The following is a 20102-nucleotide window of genomic DNA, read 5'->3' as shown; positions in this document are numbered from 1 at the left end:
CATGGCTGGCCTACCCTTTGTTGAACCTGGCGGACGAGGCCGCCGCGGTGGACTGGCGTTCGACCAGGATCGGCCGAACGATTTCGCAAGCGGTGTCCGTGGCGTCGGCGGTCGCGCCGGCCTGGACCAGGCCGATCAGGCGTTCGACGCCCCTTCGACCGATTTCCGCGATGTTGACGCGCATGGTGGTTAGCGCAGGCCTCATCAGGGCGGCGATAGGCACGTCATCGAAGCCGACGACGGCGATGTCTTCAGGACAGCGCACGCCGGCTTCCTGGAAGGCCAGAAGCGCGCCCACGGCCATCATGTCATTGGCGGCGAACACGGCGTCGGGCCGCTCCGTCATGGCCAGAAGCTGGGTCGCGGCGCGATGGCCCGAGGCTTGAGAGAAGTCGCCCTCGACGATGATCGGGTCATGACCGTCCAGCGCCGCCGTGTACCCGGCCGCGCGCGCGTCCGCCTCGATGTTGCCGGCGGCGCCGCGAATGTGGGCGATCCGTCTGCGGCCGGTGGACAGCAGGTGCTGGACCGCGCCGACGGCGCCGCCGTGGTTGTCGATCATGATGGACGCCCGGACGGGCTCTGCCGCGCCGCCGTTCATCAGCAGGACCGGCATCCGACCGGCGAACTCTGACGACAGGTTCGCCGCGCCCAGATGCGGCGACAGCACGATCATGCCGTCCACACGCCCGCGCATCGACCGCACGGCAGCCAGGGTGTCCTCGGCGCCGTCATGCGAACTGGAGACGATCAGATGCTTCCCATGGGCGCGGGCAGCGAGGTCCATGCCCCGGATCAACTCGGAGAAGAACTCGCCGAACAGGTCAGGCAGGATGACGCCGATCGTGTCGTTCTTGCTGGTCGACAGGCTGCGGGCGCCGAAGTGCGGGACATAGCGAAGGTCCTCGACCGCATCGAGCACCCGCTGGCGCGTCGCGTCCGAGGTCACGCCCAAGCCGTTCAACACACGAGAGACAGAAGCCACCGACACATTGGCGCGTTCAGCCACGTCGCGCATGGTGGCGGCCTTGGCGAAGGGCTGGCCCTCCTGCCGTGCAGACGCAGCGCTAGGCGCAGCCATGTCCAATGCCATTCTCCCTGCTCCCTATCGTCCCGGCCCCTTTTCGAAGATCCGTCGATAGGCGATGTAAGCGGTTACATGACACAGGAGCAATGTGCGCCGCAAGCGCCATTCGGCCACATTTCAGGCGATTTTTGATCTCCGCTGGAGCCGTCCCAACGAGTAACGAAAGCTAAGTCGCTGCTTTGACTGCGCTCTTCACAGGCTCATCCGGCGGTGCGAACAAGGCGAACGCGACAGGCGCGCGCCTTGGTCGCACCAACACCCGGCGATAGGCGTCGCGGCCGCAACCGCATACGAAAAGGCCCGCACCGCCGAAGCTGCACGGGCCGCAATCACGATGCGAAAGACGAATCTATGCCGGGTTAAGCTCATCCAGCTTGCCGCGCAGCATCTGCAGCATGGCGGAGAAATCGCGGCCGCCGTGCCCGATTCCGTCGAACAGGGCGTAAAGCGCCTCGGCCTGTGCGCCCAAAGGCGTCGAGGCGCCCGATTTCGCCGCTGCGTCCTGGGCCAGCTTCAGGTCCTTCAACATCATGGCCGTGGCGAACCCGCCCTTATAGTCGCGATTGGACGGCGCGGTCGGCACCGGACCCGGCCAGGGATAGTAGCTGGTCACGCTCCAGCACTGACCCGAAGACTTGGACGCGATCTCGAAGAACCGTTCGGGATCCAGGCCCAGCTTTTCGGCCAGGGCGATGGCCTCGCACGTGCCCAGCATGGAGATGCCGAGTAGCATGTTGTTGCAGATCTTGGCCGCCTGCCCCACCCCATGATCGCCGGCGCGGATGGTAATGCGGCTCATAGGCTCCAGCGCCGCCTCGACGCGGGCGAAGTCGCCCTCGTCGCAGCCGACCATGAAGGCCAGCGTGCCCGCATCCGCCGCTGCGGTGCCGCCTGACACGGGCGCGTCGGCAAAGGCGTAGCCGGCCGATTTGGCAAGACCGGCGACCTTGCGCGCGGTTTCAACATCGATGGTCGAACAGTCGAGCAGCAGGGCGGTCGACGGCGCAGCGCCGATGATCTGTTCGGAATAGACCTTCAGCACGTGCGGCCCGGCCGGCAGCATGGTGATGACCACCTCGGCGTTCTTGACCGCCTCGGCGACCGATCCGGCCGCGACGCAACCGGCCGCCACCGCCCGTTCCAGCGCCTGCGCCGACAGGTCGAAGGCGACGACTGCATGGCCCGCCTTGGCCTGGTTCGCGGCCATGCCGCCGCCCATATTGCCCAGGCCGATGAAGGCGATCTTGGTCATGGTGTCTCTCCCTTTGTCGGCGCCGTGGTCAGGCCAGCGGCGTCCATTTTTCATTGTCCGGCAACGGCGCGAACAGCGCATCCAGCGTCTCGTCGGTAACGCCCGACAGGTCCGCCGGGGACCATTTCGGCGCATTGTCCTTGTCCACGATCACGGCCCGCACGCCTTCCTGGAAGTCGTGGGTGGCGCCGATCCGGCCGCTGACGGCGTATTCCACGGCCATGTTGTCGTCGAAGGACGCGGCCTTGGCCCCCTTGCGGATGTGACGCAGCGTGACCTTCAGCGAGGTCGGCGACTTGGTCTTCAGCGTCGCCAATTGCGCCGCCGCCCAGCCCGATCCGTCCGATTCGAGCGCCGCGAAAATCTCCTCGACCGTGTCGAAGGCGAACAGCCGGTCGATGGTCTCGCGATGGGCAGCCAGCGGCGACGGCCCCGCGTCCTTCGCATGGCGCGCGGCGACCGACGCCGGATCGGCGGGGCCGGCCAGCAGATCGGCCTTCAACGCCTCGACGTCCTCGGATGGTACGAAGTGGGTATGGATGCCCAGGGCCACCGTATCGGCCGCCTTCAGTCGCGCGCCGGTCAGGCCGATCCAGACGCCCGTCTGGCCCGGCAGGCGCGGTAGGAACCAGCCGCCCCCAACCTCTGGATACAGGCCGATGCCCGTCTCCGGCATGGCGTAGGTGGTGCGTTCTGTCGCCACACGGATGTCCGCCGGCTCCGAAATCCCGACGCCTCCGCCCATCACGATGCCGTCCACGATCGCCGTGATCGGCTTGGGATAGCCGAACATCAGGGCGTTCAGCTGGTATTCCGCCTTGAAGAAGGCCCGCGCATCGGCGCCGTCGCCCGCGCCGCTTTCGGCGATCATGCGGATGTCGCCCCCCGCGCAGAACCCGCGCTCGCCCGCATGGTCGACCAGCACGCACTGCACCGCCGCGTCGTCGCGCCAGTCCAGCAAGGTCGCGATCATCGTCTCGCACATCGGCCGCGTTAGAGCGTGGATCGCCCTGGGCCGGTGCAGCGTGATCCGGCCGACGCCGTTTTCGATGCGGGTGATGACTTCGGCCTCGCTCACTTGGTCATCTCCCGCGCGATGATCACCCGCATGATCTCGTTCGTGCCTTCCAGAATGCGATGAACCCGCAAGTCGCGCACGATCCGTTCCAGCGGATAGTCCTTCAGATAGCCATAGCCGCCGTGCAGTTGCAGGGCCTCGTCGGCGATCTGGAAACAGGCGTCGGTGGCCAGGCGCTTGGCCATGGCGCACCACTTCGTCTTTTCCGGGTGGTCGGTGTCGATGGCCCAGGCGCCGCGCAACACCATCAGACGCGCCGCCTCCAGGTCCGTGGCCATGTCCGCTAGCCGGAACTGCAGCGCCTGGAACTCGCCGATCGGACGGCCGAACTGTTTGCGGGTGGCGACGTAGTCCTGCGCTGTCTCCAGCGCCAGCCGCGCCCCGCCCAACGAACAGGCGGCGATGTTCAGGCGCCCGCCGTCCAGACCGGCCATGGCGTAGCGGAAGCCCGCCCCCTCTTCGCCCAGCAGGTTGGCGACCGGCACGCGACAGTCGTCGAACTGGACGATGGCGGTCGGCTGAGCGTTCCAGCCCATCTTCTTTTCCTGCGCGCCGAACGACAGGCCGGGCGTGCCGGCCTCGACCACGATCGCGCTGACGCCCTTTGGACCCTCGCCGCCCGTTCGGACCATGACGACATAGACGTCAGAAGTCCCTGCGCCGGAGATGAAGGCCTTTGCCCCGTTCAGCACATAATGGTCGCCGTCGCGCATGGCCGTGGTCCGCAGCGCCGCCGCATCCGACCCCGAGCCCGGCTCGGTCAGGCAATAGGAAGCGATCTTCTCCATCCCGACCAGCGACGGCACGAACCGGCCGCGCAGGTCGTCCGACCCGAAGCGATCGATCATCCACGTCGCCATGTTGTGGATCGAGATGAAGGCCGCCGTCGCCACGTCGCCGCGCGAAAGCTCTTCGAAAATCACCGCCGCCTCGACCCGGCCCAGGGCCATTCCGCCGTGCTCCTCAGCCGTATAGATGCCGCAGAAGCCCATTTCGGCCGCCTGTTTCATCACCTCGACGGGGAAATGCTTGTCCTCGTCCCAGCGGGCCGAATGAGGCGCCAGCTCGGCCTCGGAAAAGGCGCGGGCCGCGTCCTGAATGGCGCGCTGATCGTCGTTGAGAGCGAAATCCATGACGGCCTCAGCGCATCGTCGGAATGACGAACGAGCTGTCCGAATGCTCCAGCGCCGAGTCCGGCCACCGCGCCGTCACGGTCTTGGTCTTGGTCCAGAAGCGGACGCCCTCCATCCCGTGCTGGTTGATGTCGCCAAAGGCCGACCGCTTCCACCCGCCGAAGGTGTGATAGGCGACCGGCACCGGGATCGGCACATTGATCCCCACCATGCCGACATTGACCCGAGCGGCGAAGTCGCGCGCCGCGCGTCCGTTCTGGGTGAAGATGGCGACGCCGTTGCCGTACTGGTGGTTCGACGGCAGGGCCAGCGCCTCCTCGAACGTCTCGGCGCGCACGATCTGCAGGACGGGTCCGAAGATTTCCTCCTGATAGGACGACATTTCCGGCTTCACATGGTCGAACAGCGACGGGCCGATGAAATAGCCCTTCTCGTGCCCTTGCAGGCTGAAGTCGCGGCCGTCGACGACCAGTTCGGCGCCTTCCTGCACGCCCTTTTCGATCCAGCCGGCGATGCGGTCGCGGTGCTGGGCGGTGACGACGGGGCCATAGTGGGCGCCCGCGTCGGTCGAGACGCCGACACGCATCGAGGGGATCTCGGCGACCATCCGCTCGCGCAGTTCGTCGGCGGTCTTCTTGCCGACCGGCACCACGACCGGCAGCGCCATGCAGCGTTCGCCGGCCGAACCATAGGCCGCGCCCGACAGGTCCTTGATGACCTGGTCCATGTCGGCGTCGGGCAGGACGATGCCGTGGTTCTTGGCGCCGCCCATGGCCTGGACGCGCTTATGGTTGGCGGCGCCCGTCTGATAGACATAGTGGGCGATGTCGGACGAACCGACGAAGCTGACGGCGTGAACCAGCGGATGGGTCAGGATGGCGTCCACCGCCGTCTTGTCGCCATGCACCACGTTCAGCACGCCATTCGGCGCCCCGGCTTCCAGCATCAGTTCGGCCAGACGCACCGGCACCGACGGATCGCGCTCGGACGGCTTCAGCACGAAGGTGTTGCCCACCGCGATGGCCACGCCGAACATCCACATCGGGATCATGGCCGGGAAGTTGAACGGGGTGATGCCTGCCACCACGCCCAGCGGCTGACGCATCGAATAGACGTCGATGCCGGGGCCAGCGCCTTGGGTGTATTCGCCCTTCAGCGCGTGCGGGATGCCGCAGGCGAACTCGATCACTTCCAGGCCGCGCTGGATGTCGCCCTTGGAGTCGGCGATGACCTTGCCGTGCTCGCTGGACAGCAGCTCGGCCAGTTCGTCCATCCGCGCCTCGACCAGGCGTTTGAAGTCGAACATGACGCGGGCGCGGCGCTGGGGATTGGTCGAAGCCCAGCCGTCAAAGGCGTTCTGCGCCGCCTGGACCGCACGATCGACCTCCCCCGTCGTCGCCAGTTGCACGCGAGCCTGCACATCCCCGTTGTTGGGATTGAACACGTCGCTGAAGCGTCCGGACGCGCCGTCGAAAGCCGCACCGTCGATGAAGTGGCGAATGTCGCGCATGGCCTGGGTGTCCCTGTTGGTTCTTTTGTTGCGGCTATGGCTATCACCCCTGCGCGCGGGTCGATAATGCAAAGTTGCAGGCAACAATCTGCGTTTTTGCAAGATGGCTAGATGGCCATGTACGATTGGGACGATCTGCGCATCTTCATCGCCGCGGCGCGCGCTGGCTCGCTGGGCGGCGCAGCGCAGCGGTTGGGCGTCGACGCCGCCACGGTCGGGCGTCGGGTCGCCCGACTGGAAAGCGCGCTGAAATCCACCCTGGTCGTCCGCTCGACCACGGGGCTTCAGCTGACCGCGGCCGGCGCCCAGCTGCTCGATATCGGTCTGGAGGCCGAAAGCGCGATGGAGGCCGCCGGCCGCGTGACCCAGCCGGACGCGCCCGCCGGCGTCGTGCGCGTCAGTGCGTCAGAGGGGTTTGGCGTCACGCTGATGGCCCCCGCCCTCCCCGCGCTGCGTCTGGCCCATCCGGGTCTAAGGATCGAACTGGCGGCCACCTCCGGCTTCCTGTCCCCGACGCGCCGAGAGGTCGACATGGCGATCACTTTGGCGGCGCCGCACGCCGCACGCCTGATCGTCGAGTCCCTGACGCCGTATCAACTGGCCCTTTACGCCTCGCCCGATCATCTGCACCGCAACGGCGTTCCGAAGACTGTCGACGACCTGAGCCGCTTCGACATCGTCGGCTATATCGACGATCTGATCTATGCGCCGGAGTTGCGCTATCTGGACGAGGTCCAGCCGGGCCTCGCGCCCCACGTCGCCTCGTCTTCGATCCGGGCGCAGCGGGAGATCATCGCCGCCGGGGGCGGCGTCGGCGTCCTGCCGTGCTTTCTGGCCGAGGGTCTGGTGCGCGTGCTGCCGTCGATCCTGATCGAGCGCCGCTTCTGGCTGGCCACCCACCGCGACGTCCACGACACCGCGCGTCTGCGCACCGTGCGGTCATGGCTGAAGACCCTGTGCCAGGCACAACAGTCCAGCTTGAGGCCGTATTAATCTGGCTCAGAACAGCCTGTGTGTTTTTCGGCCCACACCAGCGCGTTTTTGAAAGTTCGGGGAACGGAGGTCTCGTTCAAATCTTAATAGATGACGAACGAGGCCTGCCATGACACTGACTTTCAGCCTGACATTGATGACGGCCCTGCTGGGCGCCCCGACTGGACCCCTGCTCAAGGACGCGGCCCTGTATAGCGCGCCTCAACCCGACATCGAACGCGCCGTCGCCACAAAGGCCGAAGGTAGCGACCGCTTCAGCGTGCGCCTGCGCTGCACCGCGCTGGCTTCTGGTCATGTCACGGACTGCGTGGTGCTGGAAGAGACCCGCCCCGGCATGGGCTTCGGCGAAGCCGCCCTGGCCCTGATGAATGGCGCACAGGTCGCCCCGATCATGGACCGAGGCCGCCCCGTCGATGCGCCGTTCGAACGCACCATCGACTTCACGCCGTAAGGCCTAGCTCAGCCCCACATGGAAAGTCCCCGGTTGCTCGCAGCCGGGGGCTTTTCGTATTCGGCTAAATATCGAGGACAATAGCGATTTCCCTCGCCCTTGGAGGGCGAGGGACGACTCACTTATCGCGACGGCGCGATGCGCCACACCGTGTTCGACAGGTCGTCGGCGACGAACAGCACACGCTTGTTCCCATCGAACGCGACGCCGACCGGGCGTCCGCGCGCCTTGCCGTCTTTCAGGAAGCCTGTCGCGAAGTCGACGGGCTGACCCGCGGGACGGCCAGCGTTAAAGGGCACCCAGACGACCTTGTAGCCGGATGGATCCTGACGGTTCCAACTGCCGTGCATGCCGATGAAGGCGCCGTTGGCGAACGGCCCGCCAAAGCCGCCATTGCGGGCGAAGTCCAGGCCTAGGGCGGCGACGTGCGAGCCCAAGGCGTAGTCAGGCTTGATCGCCTTGGCGACCATCTTGGGGTTCTGCGGCATCACGCGCGGATCCCGGTTCTGGCCCCAATAGCTGTAGGGCCAGCCGTAGAAGGCCCCGTCGCGCACTTGGGTCAGATAGTCCGGGACCAGTTGCGGCCCCAGTTCGTCCCGCTCATTGACGACCGACCACAACAGATTGGTGGTCGGCTCGATGGCCAGGGCAGTTGGATTGCGAATGCCGGTGGCGATCGTGCGCCGTGCGCCGGTCGCCCGGTCGATTTCCCACACTGTGGCGCGCTCTTCTTCGACCGCCATGCCGCGCTCGCCGATATTAGAGTTCGAGCCGGTGCCGACATACAGCTTCAACCCGTCCGCGCTGGCGGTCAGGGACTTGGTCCAGTGATGGTTGATGCGCGAGGGCAGTTCCGTCACCCGCTCGGCGGGCGTGGCGATGCCGGTCTGGCCCGGCTGGAAGGCGAAGCGAACCAGCGCCCCCTGTTCGGCGACGTAAAGATAGCCGTCGACATAGGCCAGTCCGTAGGGCGCATCGAGGTTGTCCACCAGAACGGTCCGCAGTTCGGGCGTGCCGTCATTGTTCGCGTCGCGCACCAGGGTGATGCGGTTGCCGCCTTTGATCTTGGTGTTGCCCTGCTTCTTGATGACGCCGGCGATCACATCCTTGGGCCGCATGGCGGGCGCATGGCCGCCGCGACCCTCGGCGATCAGGACGTCGCCGTTCGGCAGGACCAGCATCTGACGCGGAATTTTGAGATCCGTGGCGAAGGCGCTGATCGTAAAGCCCTGCGGCACCGTCGGCGTCTCGCCGTTCCAGCCTGCCGGCGGGCTGATCTTCATCGGCGGCACCAGCGTCTCGTTGACCTTGGGCAGGTCGGGCGTGGCGCCGGTCTGGTTCAGTTTCGGATCGCTGGCGTTGCCGCACGATGCGACCGTCAGGGCCATGGCCAGAGTGGCGGCGCTTGCGGCAAGCAGATTCTTGTTCATCGGACGCTCTCCCGTGCGGCATAGGCGGTCCAGCCGGCGACGAGGACCAGGATTGTGCAGAGGATCGACAGGATCAGACCGAATGCTCCGACAGAGCTCCAGGCGTCCTGGCTGTGTTTGAAGGCGTTCACCAGCCCCAGCACCCAGGCCAGCGCAAGCGCGACCAGGTGCACCGTCGCCCGCCGCGAACGTCCGTGGCGCAGACCGATGACGAAATCGAAGATCGAAAACAGGCCCGCGACACCGCCGAACACCAGCGCTCCGGTGATCAGCCAGGCTGAAAAATTGGTCCACTGAACCCCGGCCGTCTTCAGATAGGCGATGTCGGTGAACAGGGCGAAGGTGAACAGCGCGATCGGAAACGCCAGTAAAAGCCCATGCAGCGGCCGAACGACCGCGCCTGATAGTCCGTGGGTGTTCATGCTGGCCCTCTCCTGAAGTCAGGCTTGGCTAACCGTCTGATAGGGAAATGGTTCACCGGATGGCCATATCGGCACCGCGTCATTTCGGCCCAAGGGTCGATCAGACTGGCGCGAGCAGCACCAAGGTCTGAAACACGACGCCGATCCCGCCGAGCAGACCGCCGGCGACCGCAAGCCGAAGCCCAAAGGCGCGGGTCTCGTCCCTAGGCTTCATTCTCAGCCAGACGATGCAGCGCCAACACAAGACGGCGATCACCATCAGACAGATCAGGCTGAAGATCAAACCCACTCCGTTCCATGCGCCTGCATCATCGCGGGCCACGTCGCTGGCGCTCGACAGCAGATACAGGCCCAAGAAATGGGCGGCCCAGATCAGGAGGCCGCCCAGCATCAACAGCCAGAACCTCATGCGCCGACGCCCGGGAACAGGCGGATCAGAAGGGTCGTCGCCGCGCCCTGAACCGCCGTGAAGGTCACGAACAGGGCGACCACTTCGAAGGTCGCCGGATAACGGGACGACACCAGGCCGCAAAGCCAGCGCAGCAGGACGAACGGCCCCATCAATAGCGAAATGCCGACGAATGTCCCTTGCCAGGCCAACAGCGCATAGACGGTCGCGCCCTGGCTGGAGGCGTCGGGGCGAAGGCCCGAGCTCCACCAGGCCGAGGCCTCGGCCGCAAAGGCGCCGCCCGCCGCCAGGGTAGCGACCAGCATCAGAATGGCGGCGATGCCGGCGCTGCGCGGCCGGTCCAGCTTCAGCGCGCCTTGAGACGCCCAGGCGCCGATTCCGGCGGCCGCCAGCAAACCCAGGGTCAAAGGCAGCGAGCCGATCTCGGGCGGCGCCTGCCACAGGTCCGGCCGCCGGCTCCACAGGAAGACGTAGGAGAAGCAGGCCATGATCGCGACCATGCCCGACACGATCAGGGTGATGACCATCGCCCACCAGCCGTGACTGCTGGGGCCGGACACATAGGTCGGCAGTCGCACGCCGCCGCCGACGTCCACTGTCGCTGGACCGCTGGGGCGATCCAGTCCCCAGCACCATTTGAGAATGCAGTAGACGGCCAGCACGCCGCTGACCAAGGAGGCGACATAGGCCTGGATCGTCAGGATCAAGAAAAAGCCGGCGGTGAAGATCGCCCCCCAGACATACCAGCTGGACGGCCGGGGCATCCGCTGGAGATATTGAGGCTCGGCGTTGATCGGACTGGTGATCATGGTCTCGCGCTCGCCGCGCGGCGCGCCGGGCAGGAAGTAGCGCCCGGCCTCGACATCGCGCGCCAGGTTCGGCTGGTCCCACACCGGGTACAGGCTCTTGATCACGGGGACGGACCGCAGCGAGTATCGGCCGGCGGGCAACCATTCCAGCCCCGGCCCGCCAAAGACATTGCCCGCGTCCTTCTCTCCGAAGGGCCGGAAGTTGCGGATCATGTCGATCATCCACAACACCACCGCCAGGCCGAACATGAAGGAGCCGACGGTCGAGATCATATTGGGCAGGTCCCAGCCCCGATCCGGCAGATAGGTATAGACCCGGCGCGGCATGCCCATCAGTCCGGTCAGGTGCATGGGCATGAATGTGACGTTGTGACCGACGAACATCAGCCAGAAGATCCACTTGCCCCACCGCTCGCTGAGCGGCCGGCTGCTGGACATCGGCGTCCAGTAGTAGATGGCGGCGAAGAGCGGGAAGACCATTCCGCCGATCAGGACGTAATGCAGGTGGGCGACGATGAAATAGCTGTCGTGGGCCTGCCAGTCGAACGGCACCATGGCGACCATCACCCCGGTCAGCCCGCCCATGACGAAGATCACCAGCCCCCCGACCGCGAACAGGCCGGGCGTGTTGAACCGCATCTTGCCCGCCGCCAGTGTGGCGATCCAGGCGAAGACCTGCACCCCCGCCGGCACGCTGACGGCCATGGAGGCGGCGCTGAAATAGTTGATCGAGATCTGCGGCATGCCCGTGGTGAACATGTGGTGCGCCCAGACGCCGAAGCTGATGAAGCCGGTCGCCAGCATGGCCAGCACCACCAGCCGATAACCGACCAGCTTGGTCTGGGCGACGGCCGGGATCAGGGTCGACATCGCCCCCGCCGCCGGCAGGAAGATGATGTAGACCTCGGGGTGGCCGAAGAACCAGAACAGATGCTGCCACAGCATGGGGTCGCCGCCCTTGGCCGCATCGAAGAAGGGCCAGCCCAGCGCGCGTTCCAGCTCCAGCAGCAGGGTCGACAGAATGATCGACGGGAAGGCGATGATGATCATGCAGGCGAAGATCAGCATGGCCCAGGCGAAGATCGGCAGCTTGTCCAACGTCATCCCCGGCGCGCGCGTCTTCAGCACCCCGACGATGATCTCGATGGCGCCGGCGATGGCCGAGATCTCGATAAAGCCGATGCCCAGGAGCCAGAAGTCGGCGTTAATGCCCGGTGAGTAAGTCGTCGACGTCAGCGGTGGATACATGAACCAGCCGCCATTCGGCGCCAGACCGAAGAACAGCGAGGCGAAGAAGCACAGCCCGCCGACCAGATAGGCCCAGAAGGCGTAGGCGCTCAGCCTCGGGAACGGCAGATCGCGCGCCCCCAGCATCTGCGGCAGCAACAGCACGCCCAGCGCCTCGACCGCGGGCACGGCGAACAGGAACATCATCACCGTGCCGTGCATGGTGAATATCTGGTTGTAGGTTTCCTGCGCCAGGAAACCTGTCATCGGCAGGGCCAGCTGGGTCCGCATCAGCAGCGCCAGCACGCCTGCCAGCACAAAGAACAGCATGGCCGCGCCGACGTAATAGACGCCGATGTAGTTGTTGTTGATCGCCGTGATCCACTCCCACGGCCGCCGCGGGCCGCACCAGACCTCGTCGAGCTGCTCCAGTTCGCCCTCGGGCCGGGCTTCGGTGGTGGGGAAGCGTTTGTAGAGTTCGGGATCGAACCCGGTTTCCGAACTCATTTCAGACTTTCCAGATAGGCGGCGACGGCGCGCACGTCCTGGCCCGACAGGACGGCATAGGACGGCATCCGATTGCCGGGCTTCAGGCTCTGGCTGTCCGAAATCCAGCCGGCCATCGTCCCCTGATTGTTCGGAAGGATGCCGGCGCCCAGCGTCTGGCGCGAGCCGACGTGGGTCAGGTCCGGTCCCGCCAGACCGTTCGCCTCGGTCCCGCGAATGGTGTGACACGCGGTGCAGCCTGAGGCGGCGAAGACGTTGCGCCCCTGATCGATCAAGGCGAGCGGCCCCTGGGCCGAGGGCACGACGGCGGCCGGCCGCGACTGACGCGCCAACCAGGCGGCATAGTCGTCCGGCGCATGGGCCACCACCACCAGCCCCATCAGCGCGTGAGGACCGCCGCAATATTCGGCGCATTGGCCGCCATAGGTGCCAGGCTCATCGGCTTGCAGCCGCATGAAGTTGCGGCGGCCGGGGATCATGTCGGTCTTTCCGCCCAGGCGCGGCACCCAGAAGCTGTGGATCACGTCCGCGCTTTCCAGCTCGAACACGACGGGCTGGCCGGCCGGGATGTGGACCTCGTTTGCGTCCTGCACGATTTCTCGCCCCTGACCGTCCAGATAGGCGACGCGCCACCACCACATTTCGCCAGTGACGCGCACCCGCATTTCGCCGGGCTTGGGCGCATCGGCCACCCGCGCCGTGGTGGTCAGCCCATAGACCAGCAGTCCGGTCAGAACGACCACCGGGAAGACCAGTCCCGCAATCCAGATCAGGCGTTCGCCGCCGACCCGGCGCTTCCATTTGCGCGGACCGAACAGGGCGATGCCCAGCGCCACCGCCACCACGACCATCACCACCGCCGCCATGATGAACAGCACCCAGGCGACGGTCTGGATCGGTCCGGCGAACGGCCCGGCTGGATCCAGCACGGGCGGCGGCCAGCCGGCGATTCCGGGAGGGGCGTCAGTCTTCATCGAGCGTATACAGATAGGCCGCGACGTCGCGGACTTGGTCTTGCGTCAGGGGCATGGGCGGCATGGCGGTTCCGGGGTCCATCGACGGCGCGTCGATCAGCCAGCGGATCAGGACATCGGGCTGGTTCGGCAGACGTCCGGCGATCAGGGGACGCGCGCCGAACCCCGCAAGGTTCGAGCCGGACCGGCCCTCCGGCCAGGCGACGCCGGGGATACGGTGACAGGCGCCGCAACCGACCTCCTTGATCACGGCCAGTCCGGCGGCGGCATCGGCCTGAACCACCGGCCGGGGCAGGTCGGACTTGTCCACGCAGGCGCACAGGGCGAGCGCCAGCGCGCAGGCCGCCGCCCGTCGTCCCATCGCTTCACCCGCTGTCCGCAAACCCATCCGCCCCCAAAGCTTCGCCAGAGCAATCCTCTTGTCGGACGGAGGTTCCCGACTGCGACATGGAGCCTCGGCGCATCGCCGCAAGGAACCTTCGCCATAAGCAGGTGTTGCACCGCCGTGCGCGCCTCCCTTTCCGTCCTTGTTTTGCTGACCGGCCTGGCCGCCTGCGACTCCACGCCGGGCCAGACGGATCGCACCTTCACGGCCAATGGTGGGGTCATCGCCATGAGCGGCGGCGCCGGCGGGGCGGCAAACGCCTGCTTTACCTGTCACGGACTGGACGGAGGCGGGGACGGGGTCGCAGCCCCGAGGCTGGCGGGCTTGGACGCCGGCTATCTGCAAAAGCAGTTGGAAGACTATGCATCGGGCCTGCGTCCCGACGACGCCATGACCCGCATCGCCAAGGCCTTGGACCAACAGGGCCGACGCGAGGTCGCCGCCTACTACGCCGCCCTGCCCGCGCCGCCGACGCAAACGCCCGCGTCGATGGCGCCTGCGCCCGCCCTCTATCTGCACGGCGACCCTTCGCGCGGCATCGTCGCCTGCGCCTCATGTCACGGCGACCGGGGTCAAGGCTCGGGCCAGGGCGGCAATCCGCAGATCGCCGGCCAGCCCGCCGCCTATACGTTGGAACAGATCGACCGCTGGAAAGCGGGCAAACGCCGCAACGACCCGCGCGGCGTCATGGCCGCCGCCGTCAAATCGCTTTCGGACCCAGAAGCCCGCGCCATAGCGTCCTGGCTGTCGACGCAACCCGCTTCTCCAGCGCGCGCCAGCGCCGCTGCCACCGGGTCCGCTTCGGTCGAAGCCGCGGCACGACCGGCAGCATCGCGTGAAACACGTCGTCCCTATCGATCAGATGGTGCTTGAGCGCCGCGCCGGCGTGGATCGGGATCATCAGCAGCAGCGTGATGACCAGTCCCCAGTGCATCCATTCCGCCGCCGCCTCGATCGCCCATAGCTGGGTGTTGGACAGATCCTGCAGCGGCAGCAGCGGCCATTTGATGAAGCCCAACGTCTCCAGCTGACGCGTCCGATCCGTCGCCGAAATCATGGCCCAGCCTGACAGCGGCAGGCCGAACAGGCAGATGTAGAAGACATAGTGGGTCACATGGGCGGCCATGCTTTCCCAACCCGGCTTGTCCGCATCATTGATCAGGTCGGGCGCCAGCAGTCGCCACGACAGCCGGCCCATCACCAGGATCAGCATCAGCACGCCGATCGCGAAATGCAGTTCGTAGGCGGCCATCATGGCCCCGCCCACCGGCTGCCGCCCCATCCACCAGCCCCAGCCGAGTTGGAAGATCACCAGCCCCGCCATCACCCAATGAAAGCCGATGCCGACGGGCGAATAGCGGCCCTCGTCATGGTGACCGGCCGCCCATTCCAGCAGCTGTCTGAACAGTCTTTCGATCATGCCGGATGCGCCTCGGCGTCCGGGCCGATCATCCGCCCCAGCCGCCACAGGGCGGCGAACAGATACAGCGCCGACGCCGGCGCCCACATAATCAGCCCGGCCGCCTGCTGATCCTCGAGCGGCGTCAGGCCCCAGGCCAGGGTCGAATAGGCATGGGGCGCATAGACCGCCTGCCCCGCAAAGGTCAGCACCGCCCCGAGCAGCCCCATCGCCAGCATGGCCGCCAGCAGGGCGATGACCGCCGCCGGCGCAGACGCCGACCGCGCAGCGCACCAGAACCAGACGGCGCTCGCCAGCAGACTGATCTGCATCAGCCAATAGACCGCATCGCTCGACAGGGCGGCGCCATAGGCGTCGGGCGCGTGCCAAGCCCAGAACACCACCGCCTGCACCGCCGTCGCCAGGATCAGCGACCCATATCGTCTTATCGGCAACGCCGCCGCCAGCAGGGGCGCGGCGAGGCCGACCAACAGCACATGATGAACCGTCCGCGCGGAGAAAAGCGCCGAGCTAAGGGCGCACAGCGGGGAGACAAATCCAACGGCCAATACCGCGACGGCCGCCAGGCCATAGCCGCGCCGCCGCCCTTCCAACCGCCAAAGAACCAACCCCGTCGCAGCGGCCAGCAAAAGCAGCAGCACCGGATCAAGGTTCCAGCGCCACTCGCCAAAGTCCGGCGCAGATCCGCAGTAGGGCCGCCACGCCTCACCTGACGTCGTCGTCGGATATTGCACCGCTAGCTGCCCCCTCTCACGCTCAGCTTCCAAAGCGGATGACGGTCCGCGGGGTTCCGAGCTCAACGTTCGACGGCGGTCTCCTGGCTCGGTCGCTCTCCATCCGCGACGACTCGTTGTCGCCGCGCAAGCAGCGGCTTGACCCTGTGGGCGCCATGGTCATCAACTTGACGACACTGCGCCGATCATGATGGTGAGCGACAGGGTTCGGCCGGGCTCCAGGCCGATCAGACCATGATCCTCGCCAGGCGGAGCGTTGTGAGCGTCCGGGCGGTGAGTGACGGGTTCGACGCAACAGAAGTCAGCGTCGACAGGCATATACACCTGGCTCCAGCGCGCGGCCGCGTCGGCGGTCAAGGTAACGCGGCGACCGCCGCCGTTCAGGAACGCCTCTCCGCTCCAGCCAGCGTAGGCGTGATCGACGAAGGGGGCGTCGGCGAGATCTACGCCATTCGACCAGTCCACAACCTCGGCGACCGGTGCCAGCCGTTCCGGAATTTGACGGGCGTCGGTGATCCATACCCCCTCGGCAGGAAGCGTGAGCCGGCTGTCTGGATATCTGTGGAAATAGGGGTGCAGCCCCAGACCTGCCGGCATGGCGTCCTCGCCCGTGTTCGTGACGGACACGCCGATCTGCAGTCCCTCGCTGGACAGGGATACGCTTTGCCGCGCGAACCAGGGCCATGGCCAGCCGTCGGGATCGCCGGCCCAATTCAACGTCATTGCAACTGTATCGGCGGATTGTCTTTCGACCGTCCAGGACTGCAGCCAGCCCTCGCCATGGATCGCATGGGGCGCGAACCGATCACGCACTGGCAGGTGAACCGAGCTTCCCTCGAAAACGAAGCGACCGTCGGCGATCCTATTGGCGTAGGGGACCAGCGGGAAACAGGCCGTCTCCAAAATGTCGCTGGCCCCTTCTGGCGTGGGTCGGAACACCGGCTGACCGCGCCAGTCGAGGCTTAGGACGGACCCACCCAACTCTGGCGCCAAGGTCGCGCGCCAGTCGCCGGCCTTCAGAGCGATCACAGCTTGATCCGGTTCTGCGGCAGGCCCGGCGTCTTGACGCGCACGCGATAAAGCCCGCCCAGGGTCGGCTGCTCGGCCCGCTTGTCGGCGTTCCCCAGCCAAGCCGTGGTCATATAGAGATCGCGCAGGTCCGGGCCGCCGAAGGCCGCCTTGGTCACCGTCTGGACCGGCACGTCGATCTTGCCAACCCGTGTGCCATCCGGGGCGAAGCGGGCGACGCCCCAGCCGTTGAAGAGGCCGACGTGCAGCACGCCGGCCGCATCCATGCTGGGGCCGTCGGCATAGCCGTCCTCGGTCACGGCGAAGACACGCTTGTTCGACAGCAGGCCGTCCGTATGGTCGAAGGCCAGGACCGTCTTCTTCAGCGTGTCGTGGTGATAGAGTGTGCGGCCGTCGGGGCTGAGGCAGGGGCCGTTGGTGACCCCGTAACCGTCATCGTGCCGTGTCAGCTCGCCCCGGAACCAGCGATAGAGCGCGCCGGTTTCGACCTGTTCGCTGTCGTCCATCGAACCGAACCACAGCGACCCGTCAGGCGCGACGAAGCCGTCGTTCAGACGGTTCTGCGGCCGGTCCTCCTCGACCGGATGGAAGCGCGAGAAATCGCCCTCCTCCGGGTCGAAGCGATACAGACCGCCCCGCACGCCGCAGATCAGCGAACCGTCCTCGGCGGGCAGAGCAAAGCCGGTCTGGTCGGGTGTATCCCACGAGCGCTTTTCGCCGGTCGCGGGGGTGTAGCGGTGCAGCTTTCGACCCTTGATGTCGACGAACCACACCGCGCCGCGCGCGGCGTCCCAGACAGGGCCTTCGCCCAGCTCCGCCTGCACGTCCCAGATCAGTTCCGGCTCGCTCATCGATCAGCCCGCCGAATAGGAAGTCTTGATCTGGGTATAGAACTCCACGGCCGCGAAGCCCTGTTCGCGTGAGCCGTAGGAGGACTTCTTCGAACCGCCGAATGGGACGTGATAATCGACGCCGGCGGTTGCCAAATTGACCATGGTCATGCCGGCCCGGGCGTTTCTCTGGAAGTCGCGAGCGTATTTCAGCGACTGAGTGACGATGCCCGCTGACAGGCCGAACTCGACACCGTTGGCGACGGCCAGCGCCTCTTCATAGCTGGCCACGCGGATCGTCGAGGCGACGGGGCCGAAGACCTCTTCGTTGTTGATGCGCGCGTCGGCGGCGGTGTCGGCGATCAGGGTCGGCTGGACGTACCAGCCGGGCGCGTCGAAGGTCAGACGCTCGCCGCCGGTCACGATGCGGCCGCCGGCTTCGCGGGCGATGTCGATGTATTTGTAGGAGACCTCGCGCTGGGTCTCGGTCACGGCCGGGCCCATCTGGGTGTTGGAATCCAGGGCGTTGCCGACGCGCAGGGCCGCGACCTTCTCAGCCAGGGCGGCGACGAACCGGTCGTGGATGCCGTCCTGAACGATCAGGCGGCTGGAAGCGGTGCAGCGCTGGCCGGTGGCGAAGAAGCTGCCGTCCAGGGCAATGTTCACAGCCCGGTCCAGATCGGCGTCGTCCAGAACGATCAGCGGATTCTTGCCGCCCATCTCCAGCTGGACCCGCGCCTGACGCTTGACCGCGCCCTCGGCGACGCCCGCGCCCACAGCCTGCGAGCCGGTGAAGCTGATGCCGTCGATGCCCGGATGGGCCACGATGGCGCGGCCGACGTCGCCGTCGCCGATGACCATATTGACCACGCCCTTGGGCAGTCCGGCCTCATGCAGGATAGCGATCAGGGCCTCGGCCGTGGCCGGGGTCGGGCCGGCGGGCTTGATGACGACGGTGTTGCCGAAGGCGATGGCCGGGGCAGGCGGTGTTCGGCAAGATCTTCAACGAAGGGACCGACTTCCGCCGCGACGGCAGCCAGTTCGACCATCTGTTCAACGACGGCGACGGGTTCGAGATCGGCGGGCTGAAGGCCACGGTGCTGCATGTGCCCGGCCATACCCCTGCCTGTCTGGCCTATGTCATCGGCGACGCTGTCTTTCCCGGCGACACCATGTTCATGCCCGACTACGGCACGGCGCGCTGCGACTTCCCCGGCGGCGACGCCGGGACCCTGTACCGCTCGATCCATCGCCTGACCTCCCTGCCGGACGAGGCGCGGGTCTTCCTGTGCCACGACTACAAGGCGCCGCCGGGCCGGACCGAGTTCGCCTGGGAGACCACCATCGGCGCCCAGCGCACTGGCAACATCCATATTCGCGACGGCGTCAGCGAGGACGAGTTCGTCGCCATGCGCACCCAGCGCGACGCGACCCTGCCGATGCCCAAGCTGATCCTGCCGTCGGTCCAGGTGAACATGAACGGCGGCCGCCCGCCCGAGCCCGAGGACAACGGGGTGCGCTACCTCAAGGTCCCGCTGAACGCGCTGTGAGCCGAGTCCCTAATGCTTGAGCCCCTCCCCTTCGTCTGGCCCCTGGCCGGCGGCCTGCTGGTCGGCCTGTCCGCCGGTCTCTACCTGTTGCTGAACGGGCGCGTGGCCGGAATCTCCGGCCTGACCGCTGCGGCGACCGGCCTGTCGAAAGGCGCGCCGCGTACCCTGGCCCTGCTTTTCATCGCCGGCCTGCTGGGCGGCGCGGCCTTGGCCTCGGCGCTGATCCGCAGGCCCGAGGTGCAGATCACCTCGGACATCTGGCTGCTGGTGCTCGGCGGCCTGATCGTCGGCTTCGGCACCCGCTGGGGCTCGGGCTGCACCAGCGGCCACGGCGTCTGCGGCCTGGCCCGCCTGTCGCCCCGCTCCATCGTCGCCACCGGCGTCTTCATGGCGGTTGCGGCCCTGACCGTCTTCGTCACCCGCCACCTGTTGGGAGGCCTGGCATGAACCGGCTGATCGTCGCCGTCCTGTGCGGCCTGCTGTTCGGCGCCGGCATGGTGGTGTCCGACATGATCAACCCGGCCCGCGTCCTGGCCTTCCTGGATGTAACGGGCGCCTGGGACCCCTCGCTGGCCTTCGTCATGGGCGGAGCGCTGATCCCCTCCGCCATCGCCTATCTGATCCGCCGGCGCATGGATGCTCCGGTCGCGGCCGAGACCTTTCACGTCCCCGAGAGCCGGACCATCGACACCCCCCTGGTCGGCGGGGCCGTCCTGTTCGGCCTGGGCTGGGGGCTGGTCGGCCTGTGCCCCGGCCCGGCGCTGGCGGCCCTGACGACCGGCGCCTGGCAGGCCTTCGTCTTCGTCGGCGCCCTCGTGGCCGGCATGGCGCTGTTCCGCCTGACGCTCGACCGAAACGCCTGAACCAGAAAA

19 protein-coding genes and 3 pseudogenes are annotated in these 20102 nt (G+C 66.8%); 6 read left to right on the top strand and 16 right to left on the bottom strand.

What is annotated here, in order from left to right:
- Nucleotides 1–10: 10 nt before the first annotated feature.
- The 5 genes from O2K97_RS07380 to O2K97_RS07360 form a co-directional block, all read right to left on the bottom strand.
- A complete protein-coding gene (locus O2K97_RS07380; RefSeq protein ID WP_269221007.1) occupies nucleotides 11–1081 on the bottom strand; it encodes a LacI family DNA-binding transcriptional regulator in 1071 nt (356 codons plus the stop codon).
- A gap of 355 nt (nucleotides 1082–1436) precedes the next feature.
- On the bottom strand, nucleotides 1437–2339 hold the full coding sequence (mmsB, locus tag O2K97_RS07375; RefSeq protein ID WP_269221006.1) for a 3-hydroxyisobutyrate dehydrogenase: 903 nt from the start codon (nucleotides 2337–2339) through the stop codon (nucleotides 1437–1439).
- 28 nt (nucleotides 2340–2367) lie between these two features.
- Nucleotides 2368–3417 (bottom strand): enoyl-CoA hydratase/isomerase family protein, encoded by a 1050-nt coding sequence (locus tag O2K97_RS07370; RefSeq protein ID WP_269221005.1) that lies wholly within the window; start codon nucleotides 3415–3417, stop codon nucleotides 2368–2370.
- Nucleotides 3414–4550: an isobutyryl-CoA dehydrogenase gene (locus tag O2K97_RS07365; protein WP_269221004.1), complete on the bottom strand. Its 1137-nt coding sequence runs from the start codon at nucleotides 4548–4550 to the stop codon at nucleotides 3414–3416. Before O2K97_RS07365 ends, O2K97_RS07370 begins: the two co-directional genes overlap by 4 nt.
- Before the next feature lie 7 nt (nucleotides 4551–4557).
- Nucleotides 4558–6060 (bottom strand): CoA-acylating methylmalonate-semialdehyde dehydrogenase, encoded by a 1503-nt coding sequence (locus tag O2K97_RS07360; RefSeq protein ID WP_269221003.1) that lies wholly within the window; start codon nucleotides 6058–6060, stop codon nucleotides 4558–4560.
- A gap of 111 nt (nucleotides 6061–6171) precedes the next feature.
- On the opposite strand from O2K97_RS07360, the gene O2K97_RS07355 reads away from it, so the two are divergent.
- Nucleotides 6172–7053 carry a LysR family transcriptional regulator gene (locus O2K97_RS07355; RefSeq protein WP_269221002.1) on the top strand — a complete coding sequence of 294 codons (882 nt, stop codon included), beginning with the start codon at nucleotides 6172–6174 and terminating at the stop codon, nucleotides 7051–7053.
- 109 nt (nucleotides 7054–7162) lie between these two features.
- Nucleotides 7163–7504 carry a TonB family protein gene (locus tag O2K97_RS07350; protein WP_269221001.1) on the top strand — a complete coding sequence of 114 codons (342 nt, stop codon included), beginning with the start codon at nucleotides 7163–7165 and terminating at the stop codon, nucleotides 7502–7504.
- 122 nt (nucleotides 7505–7626) lie between these two features.
- Here the strand turns inward: O2K97_RS07350 and O2K97_RS07345 are convergent, their stop codons facing one another.
- The 6 genes from O2K97_RS07345 to O2K97_RS07320 all read right to left on the bottom strand — a co-directional run bounded on the left by O2K97_RS07345 (nucleotide 7627) and on the right by O2K97_RS07320 (nucleotide 13670).
- The gene (locus O2K97_RS07345; RefSeq protein WP_419466111.1) at nucleotides 7627–8892 is read right to left on the bottom strand and encodes a PQQ-dependent sugar dehydrogenase; all 1266 of its coding nucleotides are present in this window, start codon (nucleotides 8890–8892) and stop codon (nucleotides 7627–7629) included.
- A 38-nt stretch (nucleotides 8893–8930) separates the two neighbouring features.
- The gene (locus O2K97_RS07340; RefSeq protein ID WP_269220999.1) at nucleotides 8931–9356 is read right to left on the bottom strand and encodes a DUF2231 domain-containing protein; all 426 of its coding nucleotides are present in this window, start codon (nucleotides 9354–9356) and stop codon (nucleotides 8931–8933) included.
- Between the two features lie 100 nt (nucleotides 9357–9456).
- On the bottom strand, nucleotides 9457–9765 hold the full coding sequence (locus tag O2K97_RS07335) for a hypothetical protein (protein ID WP_269220998.1): 309 nt from the start codon (nucleotides 9763–9765) through the stop codon (nucleotides 9457–9459).
- The gene (locus O2K97_RS07330) at nucleotides 9762–12308 is read right to left on the bottom strand and encodes a cbb3-type cytochrome c oxidase subunit I (protein ID WP_269220997.1); all 2547 of its coding nucleotides are present in this window, start codon (nucleotides 12306–12308) and stop codon (nucleotides 9762–9764) included. Before O2K97_RS07330 ends, O2K97_RS07335 begins: the two co-directional genes overlap by 4 nt.
- Nucleotides 12305–13282: a cytochrome c oxidase subunit II gene (gene coxB, locus O2K97_RS07325; protein WP_269220996.1), complete on the bottom strand. Its 978-nt coding sequence runs from the start codon at nucleotides 13280–13282 to the stop codon at nucleotides 12305–12307. The genes O2K97_RS07330 and coxB overlap by 4 nt, the downstream gene beginning before the upstream one ends.
- Entirely contained in the window at nucleotides 13272–13670 is a 399-nt protein-coding gene (locus tag O2K97_RS07320) for a c-type cytochrome (protein ID WP_269220995.1), read from the bottom strand. Before O2K97_RS07320 ends, coxB begins: the two co-directional genes overlap by 11 nt.
- Nucleotides 13671–13895: 225 nt before the next feature.
- On the opposite strand from O2K97_RS07320, the pseudogene O2K97_RS07315 reads away from it, so the two are divergent.
- Nucleotides 13896–14360 (top strand): annotated as a pseudogene (locus tag O2K97_RS07315) (c-type cytochrome); the annotation flags it as partial.
- A gap of 7 nt (nucleotides 14361–14367) precedes the next feature.
- Here O2K97_RS07315 and O2K97_RS07310 read toward each other — a convergent pair.
- The 5 genes and pseudogenes from O2K97_RS07310 to O2K97_RS07290 all read right to left on the bottom strand — a co-directional run.
- Nucleotides 14368–15087, bottom strand: a complete 720-nt coding sequence (locus O2K97_RS07310) for a cytochrome b (RefSeq protein WP_269220994.1) — start codon at nucleotides 15085–15087, stop codon at nucleotides 14368–14370.
- Complete coding sequence (locus O2K97_RS07305; protein WP_269220993.1) at nucleotides 15084–15821, bottom strand: cytochrome c oxidase assembly protein; 738 nt, start codon at nucleotides 15819–15821, stop codon at nucleotides 15084–15086. Before O2K97_RS07305 ends, O2K97_RS07310 begins: the two co-directional genes overlap by 4 nt.
- 162 nt (nucleotides 15822–15983) lie before the next feature.
- The gene (locus O2K97_RS07300) at nucleotides 15984–16850 is read right to left on the bottom strand and encodes an aldose 1-epimerase (protein WP_269220992.1); all 867 of its coding nucleotides are present in this window, start codon (nucleotides 16848–16850) and stop codon (nucleotides 15984–15986) included.
- A complete protein-coding gene (locus tag O2K97_RS07295) occupies nucleotides 16847–17701 on the bottom strand; it encodes an SMP-30/gluconolactonase/LRE family protein (RefSeq protein ID WP_269220991.1) in 855 nt (284 codons plus the stop codon). The genes O2K97_RS07300 and O2K97_RS07295 overlap by 4 nt, the downstream gene beginning before the upstream one ends.
- Nucleotides 17702–17704: 3 nt before the next feature.
- Nucleotides 17705–18661 (bottom strand): annotated as a pseudogene (locus O2K97_RS07290) (aldehyde dehydrogenase family protein); the annotation flags it as partial.
- On the opposite strand from O2K97_RS07290, the pseudogene O2K97_RS07285 reads away from it, so the two are divergent.
- The 3 genes and pseudogenes from O2K97_RS07285 to O2K97_RS07275 all read left to right on the top strand — a co-directional run.
- Nucleotides 18661–19230, top strand: a pseudogene (locus O2K97_RS07285) (MBL fold metallo-hydrolase); the annotation flags it as partial. The pseudogenes O2K97_RS07290 and O2K97_RS07285 sit on opposite strands and share 1 nt — an antisense overlap.
- Nucleotides 19231–19242: 12 nt before the next feature.
- Nucleotides 19243–19677: a YeeE/YedE family protein gene (locus O2K97_RS07280; RefSeq protein WP_228184658.1), complete on the top strand. Its 435-nt coding sequence runs from the start codon at nucleotides 19243–19245 to the stop codon at nucleotides 19675–19677.
- Nucleotides 19674–20093, top strand: coding sequence for a DUF6691 family protein (locus O2K97_RS07275; protein WP_228184657.1), 420 nt, complete (start codon nucleotides 19674–19676; stop codon nucleotides 20091–20093). The genes O2K97_RS07280 and O2K97_RS07275 overlap by 4 nt, the downstream gene beginning before the upstream one ends.
- Nucleotides 20094–20102: the final 9 nt, after the last annotated feature.

The sequence above is a fragment of the Brevundimonas vesicularis genome, from assembly GCF_027105095.1.
GTDB classification, from domain to species: domain Bacteria; phylum Pseudomonadota; class Alphaproteobacteria; order Caulobacterales; family Caulobacteraceae; genus Brevundimonas; species Brevundimonas vesicularis_E.
The sequence above is the reverse complement of the archived record's forward strand: the minus strand, read 5'-3'. Positions and strand labels throughout refer to the sequence as shown.